The organism is Streptomyces sp. NPDC002825 (assembly GCF_040295385.1).
In the GTDB taxonomy this organism is placed as follows: Bacteria; Actinomycetota; Actinomycetes; order Streptomycetales; family Streptomycetaceae; genus Streptomyces.
This window is the reverse complement of the sequence record NZ_JBEOVH010000022.1, coordinates 30,006-55,934: the sequence shown is the minus strand read 5'-3', so window position 1 is coordinate 55,934 and position 25,929 is coordinate 30,006. Positions and strand designations below refer to the sequence as shown.

Below are 25,929 nucleotides of genomic sequence, written 5' to 3'. Positions count from 1 at the left end.
GCCCTCAGGGCCCGGGGTGGTCAGCTCGCGGCTTCCTTGCGGCGCGCCCGGTACGCGGCCACGTGCAGACGGTTGCCGCAGGTCCGGCTGTCGCAGTAGCGGCGCGAGCGGTTGCGCGAGAGGTCCACGAAGGCCCGGCCGCAGTCCGGCGCCTCGCAGCGCCGCAGCCGCTCCTGCTCGTCGGCCACGACGATGAACGCGAGGGCCATGCCGCAGTCGGCCGCGAGGTGGTTCGCCACCGAGGCGCCCGGCGCGAAGTAGTGCACGTGCCAGTCGTAGCCGTCGTGGTCGGTGAGCTGCGGGGTGGTGCCCGCACCCGCCACCAGCTGGTTGATCAGGGGCGCGGCGATCCGGGCGTCGGGTGCGGAGAAGACCGCCGCGAACTTCTCGCGCACCTCGCGCACGGCGCGCAGGTCCTCGGGCCCGAGCTCGCCCACGCCGCTGACCTTGTGGGCTTCCAGGAAGGCGTGGAGCTCCGGGACGCCCGCGAGCTCGTCGGCCCGCTCGCCCTGGGGCGCGGTGTTCATCAGATCGACGACGGTGTCGAGGGCGATCCGGGTGTCGTGGGGGATCAGCACGATTCGCTCCCTGGCCGGCCGCGGGCGGGCGCCCGCGGAATGGCGCTGACTTTAGCGCGCCCCGGAAAACGACACCGGCGCCCACCACCGCGCCGGCTGCGCGGTGGGGGCGCCGGATCTCGTGCCTATGTGACTGTCCGCGCGGCGCCGTCTCCCCGAGTCGGACGGCGCCGTGCGGCTGTCGGCCTGGCTCAGCTGTCGGCCAGGATGTGGGAGAGCTCCGTATCGAGGTCGAAGTGCCGGTGCTCGGTGCCCGGTGGCACGGCGGCGTCGGTCCTCTTCAGGAACGACTCCAGGGCCCTCGCCGGGGCCTCGAGCAGGGCTTCTCCCTCGGGGGAGCTCAACGCGATGCAGACGACTCCCTGACCGTGACTACGGGACGGCCAGACGCGGACGTCGCCCGTGCCGGTGGGCCGGTGCAGCCCCTCGGCGAGAAGGTCGCGGGCGAAGACCCACTCGACCGTCTCCTCGGCTCCGGTGTGGAAGGTGGCGTGCACGGCATACGGATCGGCCGTGTCATACCGCAGGCCCGCGGGTACAGGCAGTGAGGACTCGCTCGACACAACGAGGCGCAGGTGCAGCTCGCAGCTGACCGTGGTGTTCATAAGCGCCAGGGCCTTTCGCTCAGTGTGCGCTCGGGGATTCGCACGTCGGCGAAATCGACATGCCACCTCCGGTGCCGTTGTAAACCCCTCTGTCGGTTTTGTGATCGTTCAGGTAGCTCGTATGGGCGCGTGTGACCTGCGGTAATACGGCCATTCCGGTGGGGCCTCCCCGTCCGGTAGGTTGGGGGGTATGAATGCGGAGAGTGACGAGCGCACCGGGGAGTCCGCAGACGGCCAGGAAGCCGAACTGGGATCCCGCGCACCGGAGTTCATCAAGTCCCGCCGAGGCCTGCATCTGAGCTGGCAGGTCGGCGTCTTCATCGTGGGACTCGCCGTGGTCGGCGCCGGAGTGGTGATGCTGCCGCTCCCCGGGCCCGGCTGGCTGGTCATCTTCGGAGGCATGGCGATCTGGGCGACCGAGTTCGTCTGGGCCCAGCTCGTGCTCCGCTGGACCAAGCGCAAGGTCACGGAGGCCGCCCAGCGCGCCCTCGACCCCAAGGTCCGCCGCCGGAACATCATCCTCACCACCATCGGTCTGGTGATCGTCGCGGCACTGCTCGCCGTCTACTTCTGGAAGTTCGGCTTCGTCATGCCGTGGAAGATCGACGAGTGACCTCCCGGTGGTTCGGGAGCCCCGCTGACATGGGGTAATGTTTGCGGTGCGCCCGGGCGATTAGCTCAGTGGGAGAGCACTTCGTTCACACCGAAGGGGTCACTGGTTCGAACCCAGTATCGCCCACCACCCGGATCGAAGGCCCGGAGACGGAACACCGTCTCCGGGCCTTCGGCGTCTCACCGCATCCGCGCGAGCCGCTCCCGCAGCCGCCGGGCGTCCCGCAGCCGCTGCTCGTACGTGGCGCCCACCCCGAGGAGCAGCAGCCCCGCCAGGGCCGGCGGCAGCCAGCGCGGCAGCGCGCCCACCGCCTGCACCACGTACGGCGCCAGCTCGTGCAGCCCGTCCAGGGCGAGCACCGCGCCACCGAGGACCAGAAGCGCCTGGAGCCGGAAGCGGGCACCGAGCAGCGTGACCACGAGCGCCGCCACGCCCAGGGCCAGCGGGCGGGCCCACTCCGGGTCCGTCCAGGCCGCGAACAGGCTCGGCAGCAGCGTCACCGCGAGCCCGGGGCCGTAAGCCGTCCAGGACGAGGCCTCCGGGTCCCGGCGGCGCCGCAGGAACCCGACGGCCAGCGCGGGCAGCGTCACCGGCAGCGTGTACGCCTCCGGGGTCGTCACGTCCCAGACCGCGAGCCGCACCCAGGTGGCGAGCAGGAACAGCACCGCCGCCGTCCACGAGGCGAAGCGGCGCCGCTCCGGCCGCACCGCCGTCGCCGCCGCGATCACCCCGCCCAGGGCCAGCGCGAGCGCCAGGAACGCGGGCCGGGAGACGGCGAGCCCGAGGGCGAGCAGCCCCACGGCCCCGCCCGTGATCTCGACCGCCAGGGCCACCGGGCGCGGTGCCCGGGAGCCGACGGCGGCCGTCCCCGCCGGGACGAGCAGCAGCGCGAGCGCCGTCCAGTGGTGCTCGAATCCGCCGGCGGCCGCCACCGCCCACACGAGCCCCGTCGCCGCGAGCACCGCCCCGGAGGCGGAGACGACCCGACGCGCGCCGGCACCGAGCACCGCGACCCCCAGGAAGAGGGCGAGGACCGTGCCGAGGACACCGAAGGTGGCCCCCCGGACGTCCAGGCCCAGCGCCACCGCGCTCAGGGCGGACGCGAGCCCACCGACGTACGCGACCCACCCGAGCACGCTCCCGGGCGCGGCGGCCTGCCTGCGCGGCAGGGACGGCGCCCACCCGGCCCAGGGGGCCGAGGGCGCGGAGACGGGCACGGCGGCAGGGGCCGACGGCGCGGAAGGCTGGGGCGCGGCCGGGGCCGCCGGTGTGGCCTGGCCGGTGGCCGGCGCTTCCGGGGCGGCCGGACCTGTGTCCTGCCGGGTGGCCGGGGCGGCGGCCGTCGGCGGGGTTTCCCGGGTGTCCGTGCCGGGCTCGGCGAGGGGTCCGGCCGGGGCGGCGGGTGCGGGGAGGCCGAGGGTCAGCGGGCCCGGGCGGACCGCGATCCACAGGGCCGCCGCCGTCGTGAGCAGCTGGAGGGCGAGCGTCACCGCGTACGGCAGGCCGAAGGAGACCGGCAGGGCCGTGAGCAGCGCCCAGGCCAGGGCGAGTGCTCCACAGCGGGCCCACAGGCGGGGGAGTGCCGCGAGCGCGGCCACGGCCGCCGCCAGGACCAGGACCGTCGTCGCCGGGTAGGAGGTCAGGGCACGCGTCGCGTGCTCGCCCGACCAGACGTCCGTCGTCCGGGCCACCGGCCCGAGGAGCCCCACCACCGTCGGCGGCAGCGCCCACACGACCCCGAGGGCCGCGACACCGGCACCGGCGGCCGCGAGACCGAGCCGGATGCCCTGCGGCAGGCGTCCGCGTCCACCGGCCGGGACCGCCGTGCCCGAGCCGTGCGGACGGCCGCCGTCCTCCGCCGCCGCAGCGGCCGGGGCCGTGCCGAGCGACGCGGAGCCGCCCCCGGCAGGGCCGGTCACGCCGTCCCCGGCTGTCGCGGCGGCGGGTGCCGTCCCGGTGCCCTCGACCGCCTTCGTGCGGCCCACGCACCACACCGACGTCAGGGCCAGCGCGCACAGCACGTACCCCGGGACCGTCCAGTCCGCGGGAAGGGCCGTGCGCAGGAGGCCGCCGACGGCCGCCAGGGTCGACAGGCCCGCGATCACCGAGGCCGCCGTCGCGAAGGAGGGGATGCGCCACGCCGCGTACAGCGTCACCGCCGCGCCCGCGAGCAGGAGCGGCGCACCGGTCCACGGAGAGACGAGGGACAGCCAGCCGCCCGTCAGCAGGGCCCAGCCGCCCAGGACGGCCGCGGCCACGCCCGCGGTGATCCGGACCGCCTCCGGGCGGGTCCACAGGACGACCGCCGCGTCCGCCGTCGCCGTGAGGAGCGCCGCCCAGGCGACCGCCGTGGACCCGCCACCGGCCGCGAGGACACCGAGAGGCAGCGGCAGCTGCGCGGCGACCACCGCCACCGGCAGCGGGTGCCGCAGCCGGGGCAGCGCCGAGCCGTACGCCGTCCACGCGCCCGCCAGGATGGCCGAGGCGGCCGCCGCGTAGCCCAGGCCGTCCGTCCCCGGCAGCGCCACCCGGTGCAGCGCGTACGCGTCGAGGACCGTCAGGACCAGGCCGAGCGCCGCCACCGACTCGGCCGTCGACACCAGGCCCTTGCGCAGCAGCGCCACCGGCGCCGCGAGCGCCGCACCGGTCACCACGGCCAGGACCGCCGCGCGGCCGCCGATCCCCATCGAGCCCCAGCTCACCAGGGTGAAGGCGACGGCGGCGATCGTCAGCAGCGTGCCGCCGAGCGTGAGGAGCACGTTCTGCGCGCTCCGCGGCGTCGAGTCCGCGACCGGCCGAAGCGGGTGTGCCGGGGCCGCCGCGGCGCGCGGCGGGTACAGCACCTGGATCAGCCAGGCGCGGCGGGCCAGCAACTGGGAGCGGCGCGCGTCGAGTTGCGCCAGCTCGCGGTCGACGAGCACCAGCTCGTCCGCGGGCGGCAGGGAGTTGTCCATACCCGGAGTGTGGTCCCGGCCACGGCCGGCGGGAATGCGTCCCGCTACTCAGATTCCCGCGCTTCCCGCCTGAGTACGTCCACACTGGGGGCATGGACTGGTGCCGGTACCGCTTCCGCTGCGTCTGGCGGCTCGCCGCCCCGACCGAGGCGGTCTACGCGGTCCTCGAACGCGCCGAGGAGTACCCCCTCTGGTGGCCCCAGGTCCGCGAGGTCGTCCCGGTCGACGAGACCACCGGCACCGCCCGCTTCCGCTCCCTCCTCCCGTACGAGCTCGTCGTCACCGCCCGGGCCCTGCGCCGCGACCCGGCGGCCGGCGTCCTGGAGATCGGCCTCGGCGGGGACCTGGAGGGATGGGCCCGCTGGACCCTCACCCCGGAGGGGAGCGGCACGCACGCCCTGTACGAGCAGGAGGTCGAGGTCCGGGCCCGGCTGCTGCGGGCGCTCGCCGTCCCCGGACGGCCCGTCTTCCGGGCCAACCACGCCCTGATGATGCGCGGCGGGCGGCGTGGACTCGCGGCCCGCCTGCGCGCGGTTTGAACCAGAGGCGCGAAGACCTGTATGGTTCAACCCGTTCCCGGGCGATTAGCTCAGCGGGAGAGCACTTCGTTCACACCGAAGGGGTCACTGGTTCGATCCCAGTATCGCCCACCGGGAGAGGCCGGTCCGTCGAAAGACGGACCGGCCTTCCGCATTCCCGGCCCCGTGTTCCCGGGACCGCGACACCCGGTCACGCCGCCGTGCGCAGCTCCGGTCGCAGCGGCCACGACGGGTCCACCGTCTCCGGCGTCCCCTGCCGGGTGAACCAGGCCTGCAGGCCCCGCGCCTGCGCCGCGTGCCACACCGCCTGGAGCGTGTGCAGCTCCGCCGGAGTCAGCCGCTCGAGGCGGGACGAGAAGCGCCGCGCCACCGCCCGTACGACATCCATCGCCGCCGTCGCGTCCGCCGCCGCGTCGTGCGCCCCCGTCAGCTCCACCTCGTAGTGCGCGCACAGGTCCGTCAGCGTCCTGCGGCCCTTCCGGTACCGGTCCAGGTGCTTGTCCAGGACCCGCGGGTCGAGCACCGTCAGGGGGCTGCCCGCCGTGTAGTTCCCCAGCGACGAGGCCCGGTGCCGGCGCAGTTCGCGGTCCAGGATCGTCAGATCGAACGGCGCGTTCATCACCACCAGCGGCCGCCCCGCCGCCGACTGCTCGGCGAGGGCGCGCGCCAGTTCCTCCATCACGGGGGCCGGCCAGCGGCCGTTCCGCTGGAGGTGATCGTCCGTCAGGCCGTGGACCGCCGTGGCCCCCTCCGGCACCGGTATGCCGGGGTTGACCAGCCAGCGCGTCACCCGCGGACGCGCCCCCTCCGTGTCCTGGACGACGAGGGCGGCCGAGACGATCCGGTCCTCCTCGACGTCAACTCCTGTGGTCTCCGTGTCGAAAGCGGCCAGGGGCCCTTCGTACCAGTGCATCGACATCCCCGAACTCCCTGAACACGTGCGGCAGATGGCCAACCCCCTGCCCCGAAACGGTGATACCCGGACTGTTTGCGTCGTACGCGGACCGGTCACAACACAAGGGACGGGGAAGGAAGAAGACATGGCGCTCGCCCAGCCCGAGTCGGGAGGGCTGCCGCCCCAGCGGCTGGCACCGACGCGCGGCTCACTCGCCACCACCGCCTGCATGGAGACCCTTCAGGTGGGATACCTGCACGCCGTCGCCGCCGCGGCCGGCTGCTCGCTGTCCCAGCCCTTTCCGGACAACGGCATCGACTGGCACGTGAGCCACAGCGCTCCCGGGCACACCGTCGACGACGAAGTGACCATCAAGGTGCAGCTCAAGTGCACCTACCAGATACCGCCCCGCCCGCCGGGGAACGCGTTCTCGTTCACCCTCGACAACGACCACCTGGTGAAACTCGCCCGGACGCCGGTGTCCGTGCACAAGATCCTGGTCGTGATGCTCGTCCCGAGGACGCAGGAGGACTGGTTGAGGGCGAGCCACGACCGGCTCGACCTGCGGCACTGCTGCTACTGGATCAACCTGGCCGGACACCCGGTCACGGGACGGCGCCGGACCACCGTGCGCATCCCGACGGCGCGGATCTTCGACGACCGGGCGCTCTGCGAGATCATGACCCGGGTCGGCGTGGGAGGGAGACCTTGATGCACCGGCCGATCGACGAACCCGGGTTCGGGTACGAGGGGGACGGGGCCGGGCGCGGCCCCGTCCCCCCGCCCTACCGGCCCCATCCGGCCCCCGGCGAGACCCCAGGACCCTGGACCGGCGTTCCCGCCCCGCCCATCGGGCCCTGGGCCGACACCCAGGGGACACCCGACCCGGGCAGGGTCGACCCGCGCGTCCTCGGCGCCCTGCTCGCCCGCCACGGCTGGCGGCGGCGCGGCGGCGCCGTCGGCCGCTACAGCCGCTGGACCCCGCCCGGCAGCGGCACCGGCACGAGCCTCCTCGTCCCGGAGAGCCGCGCCTTCCCGGACTGCGAGGACCTGCTCGGCGAGGCGCTCACCGCCCTCGCCCGCAGCGCCACGCCCTCCGCGCGCGAGGTGCTCACCGGCCTGTCCGTGCCCAGCGACGAGATCCGCTGGTGGCGCGACGTGCCCCCGGGCCCGGCCGGCACCGTCCCCTGGACCGTGCAGGAGCAGCTCAGGTCCGCCGCCCGCCAGCTCCTCCTGGCCGGCGCCCTCGCCGTGCGCGGCCGGGCCGGCTACTACGGGGCCCGGCACCGGCGCGCCGCCCAGGCCTCCCTGGAGACCGTCGTCGTCGGCGCGGCGCCGGGCGGGCGCGGCCTGACGGCCTTCCTGCCGGTCGAACCGGGCCGGCCGATCGCCGTCCGGCTCTACCACGCGCTGTACGCGGCCCGCGAGGCCGTCGACTACCAGCGGGCCACCGGCGGCATGGAGGCCTTCGACGCGGCCGTCGAGGCGGGCGTCAGCCGCGAGCTCACCGAGGCGCTCGTCGCCCTCGTCCGGGGCACCGAGGGAGCCCGCGTCGCCCTGGAGTGGGCCCCGGCCGCGGGTGCGCCCGAGGGGTGCGCCGCCCGGCCCGAACCGGTCGAGTTCTCGCCCGGCGACCTCCCCGCGCTGCGGGAGGCGAGCGCCCGCTATCTGACCGACGAGCCCTCCGTGCCGGTCCGCCTCACCGGCGCCGTCGTCCGCATGCGCCGCTCGGGGCCGCGCGGCGAGGGGATCGTCCGGCTGCGGGTGCTCGCAGGCGCCGAGGTCCCGCACGTCCGGGTCGCCCTCGACGAGGAGGCGTACCGCACGGCCGGCCACGCCCATCTCGTCGGCCTCCCGATCCGGGTGGTCGGGCGCCTGGAGAGCCGGGGCGGCTTCCGCCGGCTCACCGACGCCACCGGGGTCGTCCCCGTCCAGGTCGACGAGACGGAACGGGACCGGCTGCTCAAGGCCCTGCACGAGAACCTCGACTTCTTCGAGGAGGCCTGCGGGCCGGAGGAGGAGTAGCGGCGGGGGAGCGGGAACGGGCAAGGAACGTCGGGGGGCGCGGGAACGGGGAAGGAGCGGGGGCGCGGGAATCCCTTTCGCCGGGGGTGCGAACCGCTCGGTAAGATCGGTGACGACGCGGCACCTCGTCTCTGCCGCGCGTCGCCGGCGCCGGCACCTCGTGTCTGCCTGCGCCCTTATGTATGGAGTACCCGTGTCTGATGTCCGTGTGACCGTCCAGTCCGCCTCGGAGGCAGAGGAGAGGGCGGTGAGCGCGGGCACCACCGCCGGCGCCCTGTTCGCCGACGACCGCACCGTCATCGCCGCCCGCGTGGGCGGCGAGCTGAAGGACCTGTCGTACGAGCTCCGCGACGGCGATGTCGTCGAGGGCGTCGAGATCTCCTCCCCGGACGGTCTCGACATCCTGCGCCACTCGACCGCGCACGTCATGGCCCAGGCCGTGCAGGAGCTCTTCCCCGAGGCCAAGCTGGGCATCGGCCCGCCGGTCCGGGACGGCTTCTACTACGACTTCGACGTCGAGAAGCCCTTCACTCCCGAGGACCTCAAGGTCATCGAGAAGAAGATGCAGGAGATCCAGAAGCGCGGCCAGCGCTTCGCCCGCCGCGTGGTGACCGACGAGGCCGCCCGCGAGGAGCTGGCGGACGAGCCGTACAAGCTGGAGCTCATCGGCATCAAGGGCTCCGCGTCGACCGACGACGGTGCGAACGTCGAGGTGGGCGGCGGCGAGCTGACCATCTACGACAACCTCGACGCCAAGACCGGCGAGCTGTGCTGGAAGGACCTCTGCCGCGGTCCGCACCTGCCCACCACCCGGAACATCCCGGCGTTCAAGCTGATGCGCAACGCCGCCGCCTACTGGCGCGGCAGCGAGAAGAACCCGATGCTCCAGCGCATCTACGGCACCGCCTGGCCGTCGAAGGACGAGCTCAAGGCGCACCTCGACTTCCTCGCCGAGGCCGAGAAGCGCGACCACCGCAAGCTGGGCAACGAGCTCGACCTCTTCTCCATCCCGGACGAGATCGGCTCCGGCCTCGCCGTCTTCCACCCCAAGGGCGGCATCATCCGCCGGGTCATGGAGGACTACTCGCGCAAGCGCCACGAGGAGGAGGGCTACGAGTTCGTCTACTCGCCGCACGCCACCAAGGGCAAGCTGTTCGAGAAGTCGGGCCACCTCGACTGGTACGCCGAGGGCATGTACCCCCCCATGCAGCTCGACGAGGGCGTGGACTACTACCTCAAGCCCATGAACTGCCCGATGCACAACCTGATCTTCGACGCGCGCGGGCGCTCCTACCGTGAGCTGCCGCTGCGCCTGTTCGAGTTCGGCACCGTGTACCGGTACGAGAAGTCCGGCGTCGTCCACGGTCTGACCCGGGCCCGTGGCTTCACCCAGGACGACGCGCACATCTACTGCACCCGTGAGCAGATGGCGGACGAGCTCGACCGCACCCTCACCTTCGTCCTGAACCTGCTCCGCGACTACGGTCTGACCGACTTCTACCTGGAGCTGTCGACCAAGGACCCGGAGAAGTTCGTCGGCTCGGACGAGGTGTGGGAGGAGGCCACCGCGGTCCTCCAGCAGGTCGCCGAGAAGCAGGGCCTCCCGCTGACCCCCGACCCGGGCGGCGCCGCGTTCTACGGCCCGAAGATCTCCGTGCAGGCGCGGGACGCCATCGGCCGTACCTGGCAGATGTCGACCGTGCAGCTCGACTTCAACCTGCCGGAGCGCTTCGACCTGGAGTACACCGCCCCGGACGGCACCAAGCAGCGCCCGGTCATGATCCACCGCGCGCTGTTCGGCTCGATCGAGCGCTTCTTCGCGGTGCTCCTCGAGCACTACGCGGGCGCGATGCCGCCGTGGCTGGCCCCGGTGCAGGCGACCGGCATCCCGATCGGTGACGCGCACGTCGACTACCTGCACGAGTTCGCCGCCAAGGCCAAGAAGCAGGGCCTGCGGGTGGAGGTCGACTCCTCCTCGGACCGGATGCAGAAGAAGATCCGGAACGCGCAGAAGCAGAAGGTCCCGTTCATGATCATCGCGGGTGACGAGGACATGGCCGCCGGCGCCGTCTCCTTCCGCTACCGCGACGGCTCGCAGGAGAACGGCATCCCCGTCGACGAGGCGATCGCCAAGCTCGCCAAGATCGTCGAGGACCGCGTCCAGGTCTGACGACCCGGTCGTCGAGGACCGCGTCCAGGTCTGACGGCCTGAGCCTTCAGGAGGCCCCCGGGAAATCCCCCGGGGGCCTCCTCCCGTCCTCCCGCTCGTCCTCCCGGGTGAACGCCTGGATCAGCCAGGACGAGAAGGAACCCGTCACCGCGCCGAGCAGGGCCAGACCGACCCCCATCATGCCCACCGCCGTGAGGCGTCCCATGGGCGTCACCGGGGTCACGTCCCCGTACCCCACCGTCGCCAGCGTCGCGCACGCCCACCACACCGCGTCCCCGAAGGTGCGGATCGTCGCGCCCGGGGCGCCGTACTCGTAGTGGTAGACGGTCAGCGCCCCCGCGAAGCCCAGCAGGCTCGCCGTCATTCCCGCGTACGCCATGACCCGGGCGTAGAGCGTGAGCCGGGGCTTGTCCTGGCGGCGCTGCACCCGGTCGTACACGCTCACCACCCGGAGCGGGCGCAGCAGCGGCAGCACCACCACCACCGTGTCGAGGAAGTGGTGGCGCATGAAGCGGAACAGGCCGAGACCGCTCAACCTGACCCGTACGACATAGTCGACGATGAAGACCGCCCACGCCGTGTACGTCAGCGCGAGGCACAGGTCGCGCAGGGCCCCCGCCAGATCATGGGCGAGGATCCGTACCGCGTAGGCGGCGAGATAGACCAGCGCCATCACCGTCAGCGGGGTCTCCATCCGGTCGTCCCAGCGTTCCTGCGCGGGCGGGATCAGCGGCCTTTCTCTCATCGGATCAGCATGGCCGCTGCATGGATCTTCCGCCCCGGCGACACGTTCCGAACGGACGACGCAATATGCTGCTCAGCATGACGACTGAGCCGGAGCAGCAGATCGGAGTGGGGACGCAGGACGCGTTCCAGCGCCTGTGGACGCCTCACCGGATGGCGTACATCCAGGGCGAGAACAAGCCGACCGGGCCGGGGGCCGAGGACGGCTGTCCGTTCTGTGTGATTCCGTCGAAGTCGGACGAGGACGGGCTGGTGATCGCGCGCGGCCAGGGCGTCTACGCGGTGCTCAACCTCTACCCGTACAACGGCGGTCACCTGATGGTGGTCCCGTACCGTCACGTCGCCGACTACACCGACCTCGACGAGGCGGAGACGGTCGAGCTCGCCGCCTTCACCAAGCGGGCGATGGTCGCGCTGCGGGCCGCGTCCGGCGCGCACGGCTTCAACATCGGCATGAACCAGGGTGCCGTCGCGGGCGCCGGGATCGCCGCGCACCTGCACCAGCACGTGGTGCCCCGCTGGGGCGGGGACACCAACTTCATGCCGGTCGTGGGGCACACCAAGGTGCTGCCCCAGCTGCTCGCCGACACCCGGAAGATGCTGGCCGACGCCTGGCCGGCCACCCTCTGACACCCTGAGCGCCGTGCGGGACCCGGGTCAGGCGTCGTAGACGTCGGCCTTCTTCGGACCCGGGTCCTGAATGCCGCCGCTGAGGACGAGCGAGCGGTTGGTGAAGCGCTCCGTCTCCACGTTGTGCTCGTCGAGCACCTTGAGCGTCGCCGTGTGCACGGCCCGCAGCACGGGCGTGGCCATGCGGATGGCGTCGTCGGCCATGAAGCGGTTCTTCCACAGCGGACCGGCCCAGACGTGCCGCAGGCCGAACGGCTCGGGCAGCGTCATCTTGCCGCCGAGGAAGTCCAGGACCGGCGGGTACCAGGTGAGCGGGGCGCGCACCGCGAGCCGCACGATGTCCTGGGTCGTGAGCAGCGGCTGCTGGATCTCCTTCGTCTCCCAGAACCGGACGGTCTTCGACACCTCCTTGGTCTTCGCCTTCGGCTTCGTGGTGAAGAGACCGTGGACGGGGCCGAGCGCGTGGCCGGTGACCTCGATCCGGAGCGTGTGGTGGAGCGAGGTGACCGTCACCATCATCGTGAGGACGAGATTGCCGTCCCAGAGGGTGAACTGCACCCCGAGGTAGTGGCGGTTGCCCGCGCCGAACTGCTGGTCGTTGCAGATGCGCTGTATCTCGTGCGGCTTGACCTGGTAGTGGACGATGTTGTCGCCCTCGGGGCGGGTGACCTCGTCGGCGCCCTCGCCGACCGGGGAGACGATCCAGTGCTTGACGCTCGGCTTGGGGAAGCCGGTCTTCAGGGAGCCGCGCTCCAGGAGCGTCAGCTCGTCGTGGATCCTGCGGATGACGTCCCAGGCGCGGAAGGCGTGGAGTTCCTTTCCTTCCTGCGGGATCAGCTCCTCGGCGAGCGTCCAGCTTCCCCAGCGGGTGCCAAGACCGAGGATCCCCTTGGTGCCGGCGTAGAAGACGATGTTCGACTGCTGCTCGGCGGAGAGCTTCTCCAGGTTGACCCGCAGGGCCTCGGCGGACTTCTCGCCCGGGTCCTGGGGGACGGACTTGGGGACGTGGGGGCCGATGCCGCCGCCGCCGAGCAGGCCGGACCAGCGCTCGCGCAGGTCGACGGCGGCCTTCAGGCAGATCCGGCTCGCGAGGTACCAGCCGACGACCGGGGCGACGACCATCGCGCGCAGGTAGTTCGGCAGGATCCCGTCGAAGGGCAGCTTGATCAGGACGAGCACGGCGAAGATCCCGGCGGCCCAGAGGAGGGCCGTGCCGACGGCGCTGTTGCGCTTGTTCTCGGAGCCGGAGACGAGCCGGCGGAGCTGGATGACGCCCAGCCAGAGCAGCAGACCGGGCAGGAAGAGGACACCGCAGAAGAAGGTGACCAGGGTCAGCTTGATGTCGCGCTGCCTGCGCAGGTGCGTGGCGGCCAGGCAGTGCTCGACGACCGGCTGCGGCTCGGCCCCGAAGGACTGGATCAGGGCCTTGCGGGCGCCGCCGAGCATGCGGACCTGGACCGCGCGGGAGAAGGCCTCGCCGAGGTCGGGGCTGAAGAGCCCCCACTTCCCCTCCTTTACCGCGGTCTTGTAGAGGTCGTTGTCGGCTTCCTGGATCGTCTTCAGCGGACTGTCGCGGTACGCGGCGGACGCGAGCGCGTTGGTCGCGCCCGTGCCGCCTCCCGTGCTCTGGAGGGGGATCTGTGCCCCGGGTCCGAAACCGTCGATCGCCACTGCCGCCCCCATCGCGCGCGAGTACCTGTGCGGGCTGTTCCCAACTGCCGTGCCCCGCACACCTTCTGAGCTGGGCACCACAGCGTAACCGGGTACGGCCGGATGCGTCACGGCCTGTGGATGTCCTCGGCCGAATGACGTCCGCCCGGCGAGTGCCGGGCGGACACGGGCTTCTGTTCCTCCGTCAGCTAGGAGCCCTTTTCGGCCTGTTCGCGGATCTTCTCCGCCAGGTGCGGCGGCATCGCTTCGTGCCGGGCGTACGTGCGGTCGAACCGGCCGGTGCCGTGCGAGATCGAGCGCAGGTCGATCGCGTACCGTCCGATCTCGATCTCCGGCACCTCGGCCCTGACCACGGTCCGTCCCGGACCGGCCTGGTCGGTGCCGACGACCCGGCCGCGCCGCCCCGACAGATCGCTCATGACGGGGCCGACGTACTCGTCGGGGACGAGGACCTCGACCTGGGCCACCGGCTCCAGGAGATGGACGGGCACCTCCGCGGCCGCCTCGCGCAGCGCCAGCGCACCGGCGGTCTGGAAGGCCGCGTCGGAGGAGTCCACCGAGTGGGCCTTGCCGTCCCGCAGGGTGACCCGGATGTCGACGAGCGGATGGCCGGTCGCCAGCCCGCGCGCCGCCTGCGCCCGGATCCCCTTCTCGACCGAGGGGACGAACTGGCGCGGGACCGCCCCGCCGACCACCTTGTCGACGAACTCGATGCCGCTGCCCGGCGGCAGCGGCTCCACGTCGATCTCGCAGATGGCGTACTGGCCGTGGCCGCCGGACTGCTTGACGTGCCGCCCGCGGCCGGAGGCGGGGCCGCCGAAGGTCTCGCGCAGCGCCACCTTGTACGGGACGGCGTCGACCTGCACCCCGTACCGGCCGCGCAGCCGCTCCAGGGCGACGTCCTGATGGGCCTCGCCGAGGCACCACAGGACCACCTGGCGGGTGTCCTGGTTCTGTTCGAGCCGCAGGGTCGGGTCCTCGGCCACCAGCCGGGCGAGGCCCTGCGAGAGCCGGTCCTCGTCGGCCTTGCCGTGGGCCTGGACGGCCAGAGGCAGCAGTGGCTCCGGCATGGTCCACGGCTCCATCAGGAGCGGATCGTCCTTGCCGGAGACGGTGTCGCCGGTCTCCGCGTGGCCGAGCCGGGCGACACAGGCGAGGTCGCCGGCGATGCACTCGGCGAGTGGGCGCTGCTGCCTGCCGAAGGGCGAGGTGAGCCCGCCGATCCGCTCGTCCGCCTCGTGCAGCTCATGGCCGTTGTGGGACGGATCCACGAGGCCGTGCCCCGAGACGTGCACGACCTCGTCGGGCCGCAGGGTGCCCGAGAAGACCCGGACCAGGGAGACCCGGCCCACATAGGGGTCGGCGGCCGTCTTGACGACCTCGGCGACCAGCGGCCCCTCGGGGTCGCAGGTGAGCGGGGGCCGGGACCGGCCGTCGGGGGTGGTGACGGCGGGCGCCTCGTGCTCCAGGGGCGAGGGGAAGCCGCCGGTGATGAGCTCCAGGAGTTCCAGGGTGCCGAGGCCCTGCGTCCCGCCGTCGGCGGCGGGGGCGGCCGCGAGCACCGGATGGAAGGCGCCTCGGGCGACGGCCTTCTCCAGGTCGTCGACGAGGGTCTTCACGTCGACCTGCTCGCCGCCGAGGTACCGGTCCATGAGGGTCTCGTCCTCGCTCTCGGCGATGATCCCCTCGATGAGCCGGGCACGGGCCTCCGCGATGAGCTCCCGCTGCGTCTCGTCGGGCGGGTTCTCCCGGCGCACCCCGGAGGAGTAGTCGAAGATCCGCTCCGAGAGCAGGCCGACCAGGCCGGTCGCGGGCGCGTGCCCGTCGGCGCCCTCGGCGCCGCGCACCGGCAGATACAGCGGGAGGACGGCGTCGGGGTCGTCCCGGCCGAAGAGCTCGGCGCAGACCGCGGTGAGCTCGGTGAAGTCGGTGCGGGCCGTGTCGAGGTGGGTGACGACGATGGCGCGTGGCATCCCGACGGCCGCGCACTCCTCCCAGATCATGCGGGTGGAGCCGGCGACGGCATCGGCCTCCTGGGCGGCCGAGACGACGAAGAGGGCCGCGTCCGCCGCGCGCAGACCGGCCCTCAGCTCCCCGACGAAGTCGGCGTACCCGGGGGTGTCGAGAAGATTGATCTTGTAACCGTCCCAGCCGACCGGGACGAGGGAGAGCTGTACGGAGCGCTGCTGGCGGTGCTCGATCTCGTCGTAGTCGGAGACGGTCGCGCCGTCCTCGACCCGCCCGGCCCGGTTCACCGCTCCCGCGGTCTGCGCCAGGGCCTCGACGAGGGTCGTCTTGCCCGATCCGCTGTGGCCGACCAGCACCACGTTCCGCACGGCCGAGGGCCGGTCGGCCGTAGGAGCCCTGCCGGCGGCTCCGGCGGGGGTCTTCGCCTTGTCACCCATGATGTTTCCTCCCGACTGCTCCACGGTGCGGCGGGACGCGGGCGCGGGGGAGTGGTGTGTCGCGGTACGGCTCCTGCGGTGCCCGCGGTGGTCCTTCGAGCTTTGCACCGACGCCAGGACCCGTCCATACGTCGTACACCGCGGAGCCCCCCGAGGGCCGTCGGCGGGACGCCGACGCGGCCGGGCGGGTGCCGCCCGTGCGCCGGGACGCTCGTGGCTACGATGGGTGAGCCGGTGGTCATAGGGGCCGCGCGGCCCACCGAACCTCGGGAAGGCCATGCTGAACAAGTACGCGCGTGCCTTTTTCACGCGTGTCCTCACACCGTTCGCCGCGTTTCTGCTCCGCCGGGGCGTCAGCCCCGACGCGGTCACGCTCATCGGCACGGCGGGGGTGATGGCCGGTGCGCTGGTCTTCTTCCCCCGCGGAGAATTCTTCTGGGGCACGATCGTCATCACCCTGTTCGTCTTCTCCGACCTCGTCGACGGCAACATGGCCCGGCAGGCGGGGATCTCCAGCCGCTGGGGCGCCTTCCTCGACTCGACGCTCGACCGGGTCGCCGACGGCGCGATCTTCGGCGGCTTCGCGCTCTGGTACGCGGGCAAGGGCGACGACAACATCCTGTGCGCCGTGGCGATCTTCTGTCTGGCGAGCGGCCAGGTCGTCTCGTACACCAAGGCCCGAGGCGAATCGATTGGCCTGCCCGTCGCCGTGAACGGACTGGTCGAGCGCGCCGAGCGCCTGGTGATCTCGCTGGTCGCCGCCGGCCTCGCCGGACTCCACACGTTCGGCGTGCCCGGCGTCGAGGTCCTCCTCCCGATCGCCCTGTGGATCGTGGCCGTCGGCAGCGCCGTCACCCTGGGCCAGCGGGTCGTGACCGTGCGCCGGGAATCGGCCGAGGCGGACGCCGCCACGGCCGCGGAAGGCGGGGCGGCCTCGTGAGCACCCTCAAGGAGCGACTGAGCGACGGGCTGTACGGCGCCGGCTGGGCGACCGTGAAGAAGCTGCCGGACCCGGTGGCGACGGGCCTCGGCCGGCGGATCGCCGACTTCGCGTGGAAGCGGCGCGGCAAGAGCGTCCTGCGGCTGGAGTCCAACCTCGCGCGCGTGGTGCCGGACGCCACGCCCGAGCGGCTCGCCGAACTGTCGCGGGCCGGCATGCGCTCCTACATGCGGTACTGGATGGAGTCCTTCCGGCTGCCGACCTGGACCAAGGAGCGGGTCGAGCGGTCCATCGACATCAAGGACCGCCACTACCTGGACGAGGGCCTCGCCTCCGGGCGCGGCGTCATCCTCGCGCTGCCGCATCTGGCCAACTGGGACCTCGCGGGCGTGTGGGTGACCCGATCGGTCGGCGTGCCGTTCACCACGGTCGCGGAGCGGCTCAAGCCGGAGACGCTCTACGACCGGTTCGTCGCCTACCGCGAGTCCCTCGGCATGGAGGTCCTGCCGCACACCGGCGGCTCCGCCTTCGGCACCCTCGCGCGGCGGCTGCGGGCCGGCGGCCTGGTCTGCCTGGTCGCCGACCGCGACCTGTCGGCCTCCGGCACCGAGGTCACGTTCTTCGGGGACACCGCACGGATGCCCGCCGGCCCGGCGATCCTCGCCCAGCAGACCGGCGCGCTGCTGCTGCCGGTGACGCTCTGGTACGACGACACGGCGGTCATGAAGGGCCGGATCCACGCACCGATCGACGTACCCGAGTCAGGCACGCGGGCCGAGAAGACGTCCTCGATGACACAGGACCTCGCCGACGCCTTCGCCGGCGGCATCGCGGACCACCCGGAGGACTGGCACATGCTGCAACGACTGTGGCTCTCGGACCTGGAGGAGCGGGAGGAGCCGGGCGCGTGAAGATCGGGATCGTCTGTCCGTACTCCTGGGACGTGCCGGGCGGCGTCCAGTTCCACATCCGTGACCTCGCCGAGCACCTGATCCGGCTGGGCCACGAGGTCTCCGTCCTCGCCCCCGCCGACGACGACACCCCGCTCCCGCCGTACGTCGTCTCGGCCGGGCGGGCCGTCCCGGTCTCGTACAACGGCTCGGTGGCCCGGCTCAGCTTCGGCTTCCTCTCCGCCGCGCGGGTCCGCCGCTGGCTGCACGACGGCACCTTCGACGTCGTCCACATCCACGAGCCGACCTCGCCGTCGCTCGGGCTGCTCACCTGCTGGGCCGCGCAGGGGCCGATCGTGGCCACCTTCCACACCTCGAACCCGCGCTCGCGCGCCATGATCGCCGCGTATCCGATCCTCCAGCCGGCCCTGGAGAAGATCAGCGCCCGCATCGCGGTCAGCGAGTACGCGCGCCGGACCCTGGTGGAGCACCTGGGCGGCGACGCCGTCGTCATCCCGAACGGCGTCGACGTCGGCTTCTTCGCCCGCGCCGAACCGAAGAAGGAGTGGCAGGGCGGGACCCTCGGCTTCATCGGCCGCATCGACGAGCCGCGCAAGGGCCTGCCCGTCCTCATGCGGGCCCTCCCGAAGATCCTCGCCGAGCGGCCCGACGCCCGTCTCCTCGTGGCCGGACGCGGCGACGAGGAGGAGGCGGTCGCCTCGCTCCCCGCCGAGATGCGCTCGCGCGTCGAGTTCCTCGGCATGGTCAGCGACGAGGACAAGGCGCGGCTGCTGCGGAGCGTCGACGTGTACGTGGCTCCCAACACCGGCGGCGAGAGCTTCGGCATCATCCTCGTCGAGGCGCTCTCGGCGGGGGCCCCCGTCCTCGCCTCCGACCTGGACGCCTTCGCGCAGGTCCTCGACCAGGGGGCGGCGGGCGAGCTCTTCGCCAACGAGGACGCCGACGCGCTCGCGGACGCCGCCATCGCGCTCCTCGGGGACGCCGCGCGCCGCAAGGAGCTCAGCGCGCGGGGCTCGGCCCATGTGCGGCGCTTCGACTGGGCGACGGTCGGTGCGGACATCCTCGCGGTGTACGAGACGGTGACGGACGGGGCGGCGGCGGTGGACACGGACGAACGCACGGGCGGCCTACGAGCCCGCCTGGGGCTGTAGCGCCCGCGCCTGCGGGGCGGTGCCCGGGTCCGCCCCCCCCGTGTGGGCAATCGTCCCGCATGGGGGTCCCCCAGGACGAAGTCCTAGGGGGAGGGACGGGTGGGCACACGGGACGGCGCCCTCCAGCGGCGCCTCCGCGTTCCGGGCCTGGACCCGCACCACCAGTGCACTGCGCACACGGGGTGCGGGTCAGGGCGCGGAAGCCTCTGGCGCCGGCAGGACGCCGTCCGTTCTGCCCACCCTCCCCCAAGCTCTCGGCTTCGCTCGAGCAGGGGGGACCCCCATCGCCCCTTGCGGAACGCCTGCCCACAACGGGCGGAACGCTGGCCCACAACGGCCCGGCGCGGGCAGGGTGGGCCCATGGAGACGATCACCCGGCTCGACCTCGGGCACATCACCCGCCCCGCCCACGAGTGGCAGGGCCCACACCCCCGCGTGGAGCCCGTTCTCGGGTATCTCGTGCGGCACGCCGACGTGCGGCTGCTCTTCGACACCGGCATCGGCACCGGCTCCCCCGAGACCGACGCGCACTACCGGCCCGTCCGGCATCCCCTGACCGTCCGTCCCGACGACGTCGACCTCGTCGTCAACTGCCACCTGCACTTCGACCACATCGGCGGCAACCAAGGATTCCCCGCCACACCCGTCCTCGTTCAGCGCAAGGAGCTCGCCGAGGCCCGCGCCGGCGGGTACACGATCGACGCGCTGCTGCCCGGCGTCCGGTACGAGGAGCTCGACGGCGAGTACGAGCTCGCGCCGGGCGTGCGGATCGTGCCCACGCCCGGCCACACCGAGGGCCATCAGAGCCTCGTCCTCGACCACGGCGACCGCGTCACGGTCCTCGCGGGTCAGGCGTACGACTTCGCCCACGAGTTCGGCAGCCCGTGCCGCCCCTGGCTCGACCGGCTCGCCGAGCTCGCCGACGGCCGTCCCGCCCGTGTCCTGTTCGCCCACGACCACGACCTTTGGGAAGGTGTGCTGCCCCCGCCCCGGTAGCCTGTGCGCCCGTGACCGAAACCCTGATCTGGACCGTCGTCGCGCTGATCCTCATCGGCGTCTACCTGAGCTGGACCGCCGGGCGGCTCGACCGGCTGCACTCGCGCATCGACGCCGCCCGCGCCGCCCTGGACGCGCAGCTGCTGCGCCGGGCCTCGGTCACCCAGGAGCTGGCCACCTCCGGCATCCTCGACCCGGCCGCCTCGATCGTGCTGTACGAGGCGGCGCATGCCGCCCGGCAGGCGGAGGAGGACCAGCGCGAAGTCGCCGAGAGCGAGCTGAGCCAGGCGCTGCGGGCCGTCTTCGGCGAGCCCGAGCAGGTGGAGCTCGTACGGCAGGCGCCCGGCGGCGAGGAGGCCGCGGGGGAGTTGGCCGCGGCGGTCCGCCGGGTCCCGATGGCCCGCCGTTTCCACAACGACGCCGTACGCGCGGCCCGCGCCCTGCGGCGGCACCGCAAGGTCCGCTGGTTCCGGCTCGCGGGCCACGCGCCCTTCCCGCTGGCCTTCGAAATGGACGACGAGCCGCCCGTTGCCCTTGCCGATCGCCCAGCCTGACGTCGATCACCTGGGAAAACGATCCACCGGGTCCACATTGGCCCTTGATGAGGACCCCAGGTGGCCTGTTTCCTCGTCTTGTCGTCAACCCCTGTTGTCACGAGTGAGGTATCCGTGTCCACCACGCCTTCCACCACCTTCCAGTCCCCCGAGACCGGCACCGCGCGCGTGAAGCGCGGCATGGCCGAGCAGCTCAAGGGCGGCGTGATCATGGACGTGGTCAACGCCGAGCAGGCGAAGATCGCGGAGGACGCCGGCGCCGTGGCCGTCATGGCCCTGGAGCGGGTCCCCGCGGACATCCGCAAGGACGGCGGCGTCGCCCGCATGTCCGACCCGAACATGATCGAGGAGATCATCGGCGCGGTCTCCATCCCGGTCATGGCCAAGTCCCGCATCGGTCACTTCGTCGAGGCCCAGGTCCTGCAGTCCCTCGGCGTCGACTACATCGACGAGTCCGAGGTCCTGACCCCGGCCGACGAGATCAACCACTCCGACAAGTGGGCCTTCACGACCCCCTTCGTCTGTGGCGCCACCAACCTGGGCGAGGCCCTGCGCCGCATCGCCGAGGGCGCGGCCATGATCCGCTCCAAGGGCGAGGCCGGCACCGGCAACGTCGTCGAGGCCGTCCGCCACCTCCGCCAGATCAAGAACGAGATCGCCAAGCTGCGCGGCTTCGACAACAACGAGCTGTTCGCCGCCGCCAAGGAGCTCCGCGCCCCGTACGAGCTCGTCAAGGAGGTCGCTGAGCTCGGCAAGCTGCCGGTCGTGCTGTTCTCCGCCGGTGGTGTCGCCACCCCCGCCGACGCCGCGCTGATGCGCCAGCTCGGCGCCGAGGGCGTCTTCGTCGGCTCCGGCATCTTCAAGTCGGGCGACCCGGCCAAGCGCGCCGCCGCCATCGTGAAGGCCACCACCTTCTACGACGACCCGAAGGTCATCGCGGACGCCTCCCGCAACCTGGGCGAGGCCATGGTCGGCATCAACTGCGACACCCTCCCCGAGTCCGAGCGCTACGCGAACCGGGGCTGGTAAGCACCCATGAGCACGCCCGTAATCGGTGTCCTGGCCCTCCAGGGCGACGTACGGGAGCACCTGATCGCCCTGGCCGCGGCTGACGCCGTGGCCAGGCCGGTCCGGCGCCCCGAGGAGCTCGCCGAGGTCGACGGCCTGGTCATCCCCGGTGGCGAGTCCACCACCATCTCCAAGCTGGCCGTCCTCTTCGGCCTCATGGAGCCGCTGCGCGAGCGCATCGCCGCGGGCATGCCCGTGTACGGCACCTGCGCCGGCCTGATCATGCTCGCCGACAAGATCCTCGACCCGCGCTCGGGCCAGGAGACCTTCGGCGGCATCGACATGATCGTCCGCCGCAACGCCTTCGGGCGGCAGAACGAGTCCTTCGAGGCCGGTGTGACCGTGGCCGGGATCGACTCGCCCGTCGAGGGCGTCTTCATCCGCGCCCCGTGGGTCGAGTCCGTCGGCGCCCAGGTCGAGGTGCTCGCCGAGCACGGGGGCCACATCGTCGCCGTCCGCCAGGGCCGGGCCCTCGCGACCTCCTTCCACCCCGAGCTCACCGGGGACCACCGCATCCACGAGCTGTTCGTGGACATGGTGCGCGCCGAACGGTGACACGATCCCGGTAGGATCTCTGGGGTTCGTTCAAGAAGTTGGTTACGCGAAGGAGACAGGCAGATGTCCGGCCACTCTAAATGGGCTACGACGAAGCACAAGAAGGCCGTGATCGACGCCAAGCGCGGCAAGCTCTTCGCGAAGCTGATCAAGAACATCGAGGTCGCGGCCCGCACCGGCGGTGCCGACCCGGACGGCAACCCGACGCTCTACGACGCCATCCAGAAGGCGAAGAAGAGCTCGGTGCCGAACAAGAACATCGACTCCGCGGTGAAGCGCGGCGGCGGCCTCGAGGCCGGGGGCGTCGACTACGCCACCATCATGTACGAGGGCTACGGTCCGAACGGTGTCGCGGTGCTCATCGAGTGCCTCACCGACAACCGCAACCGCGCCGCCTCCGACGTGCGCGTCGCCATGACCCGCAACGGCGGCTCCATGGCGGACCCGGGCTCCGTCTCGTACCTGTTCAACCGCAAGGGCGTCGTCGTCCTCCCCAAGGGCGAGCTGTCCGAGGACGACGTCCTGGAGTCGGTGCTCGAGGCCGGCGCCGAGGAGGTCAACGACCTCGGTGAGTCCTTCGAGATCATCAGCGAGGCCACCGACCTGGTCGCGGTCCGTACCGCCCTCCAGGAGGCCGGCATCGACTACGACTCGGCCGAGTCCAGCTTCGTCCCGACCATGCAGGTCGAGCTCGACGAAGAGGGCGCGCGCAAGATGTTCAAGCTGATCGACGCGCTGGAGGACAGCGACGACGTGCAGAACGTCTTCGCCAACTTCGACGTCAGCGACGAGGTCATGGAGAAGGTCGACGCCTGATCGCGGACCTTCCGAGCAGCGGGCCGACGGGACACACCCCGTCGGCCCGCTGCGTTGTCAGTGCCGGGCGATAGCCTGCACAAACAGACTTGCGATCTGCTTGCGATCAGGGAGGGGGCGGGCGTGCGTGTACTCGGGGTGGACCCCGGACTGACCCGGTGCGGCGTCGGGGTGGTCGAGGGCGTCGCCGGACGGCCCCTGACCATGCTCGGCGTCGGCGTCGTGCGCACGGCGGCCGACGCCGACATCGGTGTGCGCCTGGTCGGCATCGAGCGCGGCATCGAGGAGTGGCTCGATCGCTTCTCGCCCGAACTCGTCGCCGTGGAGCGGGTGTTCAGCCAGCACAACGTCCGTACGGTGATGGGCACGGCCCAGGCCAGCGCGGTCGCCATGCTCTGCGCCTCCCGGCGCGGCATCCCCGTCGCCCTGCACACCCCCAGCGAGGTCAAGGCCGCCGTCACCGGCAGCGGCCGCGCCGACAAGGCCCAGGTCGGGGCCATGGTGACCCGGCTCCTGCGGCTCTCCGCCCCGCCCAAGCCGGCCGACGCCGCCGACGCCCTCGCCCTCGCCATCTGCCACATCTGGCGGGCCCCCGCCCAGAACCGCCTCCAGCAGGCGGTCGCCCAGCACGCCTCCGCAGTGAAAGGCCGTACCCGATGATCGCCTTCGTGAGCGGCCCGGTCGCCGCCCTCGCCCCCACGACCGCCGTCGTCGAGGTCGGGGGAGTCGGCATGGCCGTCCAGTGCACCCCGAACACGATCGCCGGGCTTCGCCTCGGTGAGCACGCCCGGCTCGCCACCTCCCTGGTCGTGCGCGAGGACTCCCTCACCCTGTACGGCTTCGCCGACGACGACGAGCGGCAGGTCTTCGAGCTCCTCCAGACCGCCAGTGGCGTCGGCCCCCGCCTCGCCCAGGCCATGCTCGGCGTGCACAGCCCGGACGCGCTGCGCCTCGCCGTCTCCACCGGCGACGAGAAGGCCCTCACCGCCGTCCCCGGCATCGGGAAGAAGGGCGCCCAGAAGCTCCTCCTCGAACTGAAGGACAAGCTCGGCGCCCCGCTCGGCAGCAGCGGCCTCGTCGGCGCCCAGCGCGCCGCGGCCGCCGGCCCCGCGCCGTGGACCGAGCAGCTGTCCGCCGCCCTGATCGGCCTCGGCTACGCCGGCCGCGAGGCCGAGGAGGCCGTCAGCGCCGTCACCCCGCAGGCCGAGGCCGCGATCGCCGAGACCGGCTCCGCCCCCGTGCCCCAGCTGCTGCGCGCCGCGCTGCAGACCCTGAACCGCGCCCGCTGACCGCCCGTACGAACGAGAAGGCAACCACCACCGTGAACTGGGACGACGACAGCACCGCCGAGCCGGACGCGCGGATCGTCGGCGCCTCCGCCGAGGGCGACGACCAGGCCGTCGAAGCGGCCCTGCGCCCCAAGGACCTCAGCGAGTTCGTCGGCCAGGAGAAGGTCCGCCAGCAGCTCGACCTCGTCCTCAAGGCCGCCCGCCAGCGCGGTGCCACCGCCGACCACGTGCTGCTCTCCGGCGCCCCCGGCCTCGGCAAGACCACCCTCTCGATGATCATCGCGGCCGAGATGAACGCCCCGATCCGCATCACCTCGGGCCCCGCCATCCAGCACGCCGGCGACCTCGCCGCGATCCTCTCCTCCCTCCAGGAGGGCGAGATCCTCTTCCTCGACGAGATCCACCGGATGTCCCGGCCCGCCGAGGAGATGCTCTACATGGCGATGGAGGACTTCCGCGTCGACGTCATCGTCGGCAAGGGCCCCGGCGCCACCGCCATCCCGCTGGAACTCCCGCCCTTCACCCTGGTCGGCGCCACCACCCGGGCCGGACTCCTGCCGCCGCCGCTGCGCGACCGCTTCGGCTTCACCGCCCACATGGAGTTCTACGACCCGGCCGAGCTCCAGCGGGTGATCCACCGCTCCGCCGGACTCCTCGACGTCGAGATCGACCCCGACGGCGCCGCCGAGATCGCCGGACGCTCCCGCGGCACCCCCCGCATCGCCAACCGACTGCTCCGCCGGGTCCGGGACTACGCACAGGTCAGGGCCGACGGGGTGATCACCCGCGAGGTGTCGGAGGCGGCCCTCAGCGTGTACGAGGTGGACAGCCGCGGCCTCGACCGGCTCGACCGCGCGGTCCTGGAGGCCCTGCTCAAGCTCTTCGGCGGCGGACCGGTCGGTCTGTCCACCCTCGCGGTCGCCGTGGGGGAGGAGCGCGAGACCGTCGAGGAGGTCGCCGAACCCTTCCTCGTACGCGAAGGACTGCTCGCCCGCACACCCCGTGGCCGGGTCGCCACCCCCGCCGCATGGACCCACCTCGGACTCGTTCCGCCGCAGGCAGCGGGCCCGGGGAGCGCAGGGTACGGCACGGGAACGGGACAACAGGGGCTCTTCGGGGCGTGACGGTGCGGACACTCGCCCGGACCGGAACCGGGGTGCGATGCTGGACGTTGTTCCATCGATGCGGACTCGCCTAGACTCCGCCGATGCCGCCCTTTCCGGTCGGCGCGCCCACCCCCGAAGATCAGGCCGCGGGTTCTCCGCGACCGTGCGAAGGAAACCCGTCCCGTGAGCATCGTGACCCTCCTCCCCTTCATCGTCCTCATCGGGGCCATGTTCCTGATGACCCGCTCTGCCAAGAAGAAGCAGCAGGCGGCGGCGCAGATGCGCAATGAGATGCAGCCCGGCACCGGCGTACGGACGATCGGGGGGATGTACGCCACGGTCAAGGAGATCGGCGACGAGACCGTTCTCCTCGAGGTCGCGCCCGGCGTGCACGCGGTCTACGCGAAGAACGCGATCGGTGCGGTCCTGGAGGACGCCGAGTACAACCGGATCGTCCACGGCGACGACGAGGAGTCGGACTCCGACACCGTCGTCCCGGACGACGCCTCCTCGCTGACCGAGGCCGCCGAGGCCGAGGCCGCCGAGAGCGTCGAGGACGCGCCGAAGGCCGACCTGACGAAGAAGTCGGACGCGGCCGAGGCCGCCGCCGAGGGTCAGAAGGACGGCAAGGCCGACGGCGAGACCGACGCGAAGTAGTCGCGGCCGGGGACCGCGCGCACGCCCACCGGCGAGCGCGGTCCCCGGAACGGTTCC

Annotated in this window: 25 protein-coding genes and 2 tRNA genes; 20 read left to right on the top strand and 7 right to left on the bottom strand. The window is 72.4% G+C overall.

Features of this window, described 5'->3' with window-relative positions; all coding sequences use genetic code 11:
* Positions 1-20: 20 nt before the first annotated feature.
* Both ABT041_RS25500 and ABT041_RS25495 read right to left on the bottom strand, forming a co-directional pair.
* Complete coding sequence (locus ABT041_RS25500; RefSeq protein WP_351188163.1) at positions 21-578, bottom strand: CGNR zinc finger domain-containing protein; 558 nt, start codon at positions 576-578, stop codon at positions 21-23.
* A gap of 191 nt (positions 579-769) precedes the next feature.
* Positions 770-1,183: an SsgA family sporulation/cell division regulator gene (locus ABT041_RS25495; protein ID WP_015032345.1), complete on the bottom strand. Its 414-nt coding sequence runs from the start codon at positions 1,181-1,183 to the stop codon at positions 770-772.
* A 190-nt stretch (positions 1,184-1,373) separates the two neighbouring features.
* Between ABT041_RS25495 and ABT041_RS25490 the strand changes: the two genes are divergently transcribed.
* Together ABT041_RS25490 and ABT041_RS25485 are read left to right on the top strand one after the other, a co-directional pair.
* The gene (locus ABT041_RS25490; protein ID WP_351188161.1) at positions 1,374-1,796 is read left to right on the top strand and encodes a TIGR02611 family protein; all 423 of its coding nucleotides are present in this window, start codon (positions 1,374-1,376) and stop codon (positions 1,794-1,796) included.
* Between the two features lie 54 nt (positions 1,797-1,850).
* A tRNA-Val gene (locus tag ABT041_RS25485) sits at positions 1,851-1,925 on the top strand.
* A 50-nt stretch (positions 1,926-1,975) separates the two neighbouring features.
* On the opposite strand, the gene ABT041_RS25480 is transcribed toward ABT041_RS25485, so the two are convergent.
* Positions 1,976-4,750 (bottom strand): SCO7613 C-terminal domain-containing membrane protein, encoded by a 2,775-nt coding sequence (locus tag ABT041_RS25480; RefSeq protein WP_351188159.1) that lies wholly within the window; start codon positions 4,748-4,750, stop codon positions 1,976-1,978.
* 92 nt (positions 4,751-4,842) lie between these two features.
* On the opposite strand from ABT041_RS25480, the gene ABT041_RS25475 reads away from it, so the two are divergent.
* Both ABT041_RS25475 and ABT041_RS25470 read left to right on the top strand, forming a co-directional pair.
* Entirely contained in the window at positions 4,843-5,289 is a 447-nt protein-coding gene (locus ABT041_RS25475) for an SRPBCC family protein (protein ID WP_351188157.1), read from the top strand.
* 39 nt (positions 5,290-5,328) lie between these two features.
* Positions 5,329-5,400: transfer RNA gene (locus tag ABT041_RS25470), tRNA-Val, on the top strand.
* Positions 5,401-5,479: 79 nt separating this feature from the next.
* On the opposite strand, the gene ABT041_RS25465 is transcribed toward ABT041_RS25470, so the two are convergent.
* Positions 5,480-6,208, bottom strand: coding sequence for a 3'-5' exonuclease (locus ABT041_RS25465; protein WP_351188155.1), 729 nt, complete (start codon positions 6,206-6,208; stop codon positions 5,480-5,482).
* A 121-nt stretch (positions 6,209-6,329) separates the two neighbouring features.
* Here ABT041_RS25465 and ABT041_RS25460 point away from each other — a divergent pair, with 121 nt between their 5' ends.
* The 3 genes from ABT041_RS25460 to thrS all read left to right on the top strand — a co-directional run bounded on the left by ABT041_RS25460 (position 6,330) and on the right by thrS (position 10,379).
* The gene (locus ABT041_RS25460) at positions 6,330-6,896 is read left to right on the top strand and encodes a DUF4365 domain-containing protein (RefSeq protein WP_351188153.1); all 567 of its coding nucleotides are present in this window, start codon (positions 6,330-6,332) and stop codon (positions 6,894-6,896) included.
* On the top strand, positions 6,896-8,209 hold the full coding sequence (locus tag ABT041_RS25455; RefSeq protein ID WP_351188151.1) for a serine/threonine-protein kinase: 1,314 nt from the start codon (positions 6,896-6,898) through the stop codon (positions 8,207-8,209). Before ABT041_RS25460 ends, ABT041_RS25455 begins: the two co-directional genes overlap by 1 nt.
* 193 nt (positions 8,210-8,402) lie before the next feature.
* Positions 8,403-10,379 (top strand): threonine--tRNA ligase, encoded by a 1,977-nt coding sequence (gene thrS / locus ABT041_RS25450; protein WP_351188149.1) that lies wholly within the window; start codon positions 8,403-8,405, stop codon positions 10,377-10,379.
* A gap of 46 nt (positions 10,380-10,425) precedes the next feature.
* Here thrS and ABT041_RS25445 read toward each other — a convergent pair whose 3' ends face one another.
* Positions 10,426-11,124: a potassium channel family protein gene (locus ABT041_RS25445; protein ID WP_351188147.1), complete on the bottom strand. Its 699-nt coding sequence runs from the start codon at positions 11,122-11,124 to the stop codon at positions 10,426-10,428.
* A gap of 65 nt (positions 11,125-11,189) precedes the next feature.
* Between ABT041_RS25445 and ABT041_RS25440 the strand changes: the two genes are divergently transcribed.
* Positions 11,190-11,753, top strand: coding sequence for an HIT family protein (locus ABT041_RS25440; protein ID WP_225799511.1), 564 nt, complete (start codon positions 11,190-11,192; stop codon positions 11,751-11,753).
* A gap of 27 nt (positions 11,754-11,780) precedes the next feature.
* Here ABT041_RS25440 and ABT041_RS25435 read toward each other — a convergent pair whose 3' ends face one another.
* Positions 11,781-13,436 (bottom strand): AbeC-like domain-containing protein, encoded by a 1,656-nt coding sequence (locus ABT041_RS25435; RefSeq protein WP_351188145.1) that lies wholly within the window; start codon positions 13,434-13,436, stop codon positions 11,781-11,783.
* 176 nt (positions 13,437-13,612) lie between these two features.
* Positions 13,613-15,829, bottom strand: a complete 2,217-nt coding sequence (locus tag ABT041_RS25430) for an elongation factor G-like protein EF-G2 (protein ID WP_351188143.1) — start codon at positions 15,827-15,829, stop codon at positions 13,613-13,615.
* A gap of 277 nt (positions 15,830-16,106) precedes the next feature.
* Here ABT041_RS25430 and pgsA point away from each other — a divergent pair, with 277 nt between their 5' ends.
* From pgsA to yajC, 12 genes are all read left to right on the top strand, one after another.
* Positions 16,107-16,769 (top strand): phosphatidylinositol phosphate synthase, encoded by a 663-nt coding sequence (gene pgsA / locus ABT041_RS25425; RefSeq protein WP_351188141.1) that lies wholly within the window; start codon positions 16,107-16,109, stop codon positions 16,767-16,769.
* The gene (locus ABT041_RS25420) at positions 16,766-17,680 is read left to right on the top strand and encodes a phosphatidylinositol mannoside acyltransferase (protein ID WP_351188139.1); all 915 of its coding nucleotides are present in this window, start codon (positions 16,766-16,768) and stop codon (positions 17,678-17,680) included. Before pgsA ends, ABT041_RS25420 begins: the two co-directional genes overlap by 4 nt.
* Positions 17,677-18,831: a glycosyltransferase family 4 protein gene (locus ABT041_RS25415; RefSeq protein ID WP_351188137.1), complete on the top strand. Its 1,155-nt coding sequence runs from the start codon at positions 17,677-17,679 to the stop codon at positions 18,829-18,831. Before ABT041_RS25420 ends, ABT041_RS25415 begins: the two co-directional genes overlap by 4 nt.
* A 360-nt stretch (positions 18,832-19,191) precedes the next feature.
* Positions 19,192-19,827 carry an N-acyl homoserine lactonase family protein gene (locus ABT041_RS25410; protein WP_351188135.1) on the top strand — a complete coding sequence of 212 codons (636 nt, stop codon included), beginning with the start codon at positions 19,192-19,194 and terminating at the stop codon, positions 19,825-19,827.
* 11 nt (positions 19,828-19,838) lie between these two features.
* A complete protein-coding gene (locus ABT041_RS25405; protein WP_351188133.1) occupies positions 19,839-20,381 on the top strand; it encodes a LemA family protein in 543 nt (180 codons plus the stop codon).
* A 114-nt stretch (positions 20,382-20,495) separates the two neighbouring features.
* Positions 20,496-21,410, top strand: a complete 915-nt coding sequence (gene pdxS, locus ABT041_RS25400; RefSeq protein WP_184932491.1) for a pyridoxal 5'-phosphate synthase lyase subunit PdxS — start codon at positions 20,496-20,498, stop codon at positions 21,408-21,410.
* Between the two features lie 6 nt (positions 21,411-21,416).
* Entirely contained in the window at positions 21,417-22,004 is a 588-nt protein-coding gene (gene pdxT / locus ABT041_RS25395; RefSeq protein WP_351188131.1) for a pyridoxal 5'-phosphate synthase glutaminase subunit PdxT, read from the top strand.
* Between the two features lie 63 nt (positions 22,005-22,067).
* Positions 22,068-22,820 carry a YebC/PmpR family DNA-binding transcriptional regulator gene (locus tag ABT041_RS25390; RefSeq protein WP_351188129.1) on the top strand — a complete coding sequence of 251 codons (753 nt, stop codon included), beginning with the start codon at positions 22,068-22,070 and terminating at the stop codon, positions 22,818-22,820.
* Between the two features lie 123 nt (positions 22,821-22,943).
* The gene (ruvC, locus tag ABT041_RS25385; protein ID WP_351188127.1) at positions 22,944-23,480 is read left to right on the top strand and encodes a crossover junction endodeoxyribonuclease RuvC; all 537 of its coding nucleotides are present in this window, start codon (positions 22,944-22,946) and stop codon (positions 23,478-23,480) included.
* Complete coding sequence (ruvA, locus tag ABT041_RS25380; RefSeq protein WP_351188125.1) at positions 23,477-24,109, top strand: Holliday junction branch migration protein RuvA; 633 nt, start codon at positions 23,477-23,479, stop codon at positions 24,107-24,109. The genes ruvC and ruvA overlap by 4 nt, the downstream gene beginning before the upstream one ends.
* A gap of 32 nt (positions 24,110-24,141) precedes the next feature.
* A complete protein-coding gene (gene ruvB / locus ABT041_RS25375; RefSeq protein ID WP_351188123.1) occupies positions 24,142-25,233 on the top strand; it encodes a Holliday junction branch migration DNA helicase RuvB in 1,092 nt (363 codons plus the stop codon).
* Between the two features lie 165 nt (positions 25,234-25,398).
* Positions 25,399-25,872, top strand: coding sequence for a preprotein translocase subunit YajC (gene yajC / locus ABT041_RS25370; protein WP_351188121.1), 474 nt, complete (start codon positions 25,399-25,401; stop codon positions 25,870-25,872).
* Positions 25,873-25,929: the final 57 nt, after the last annotated feature.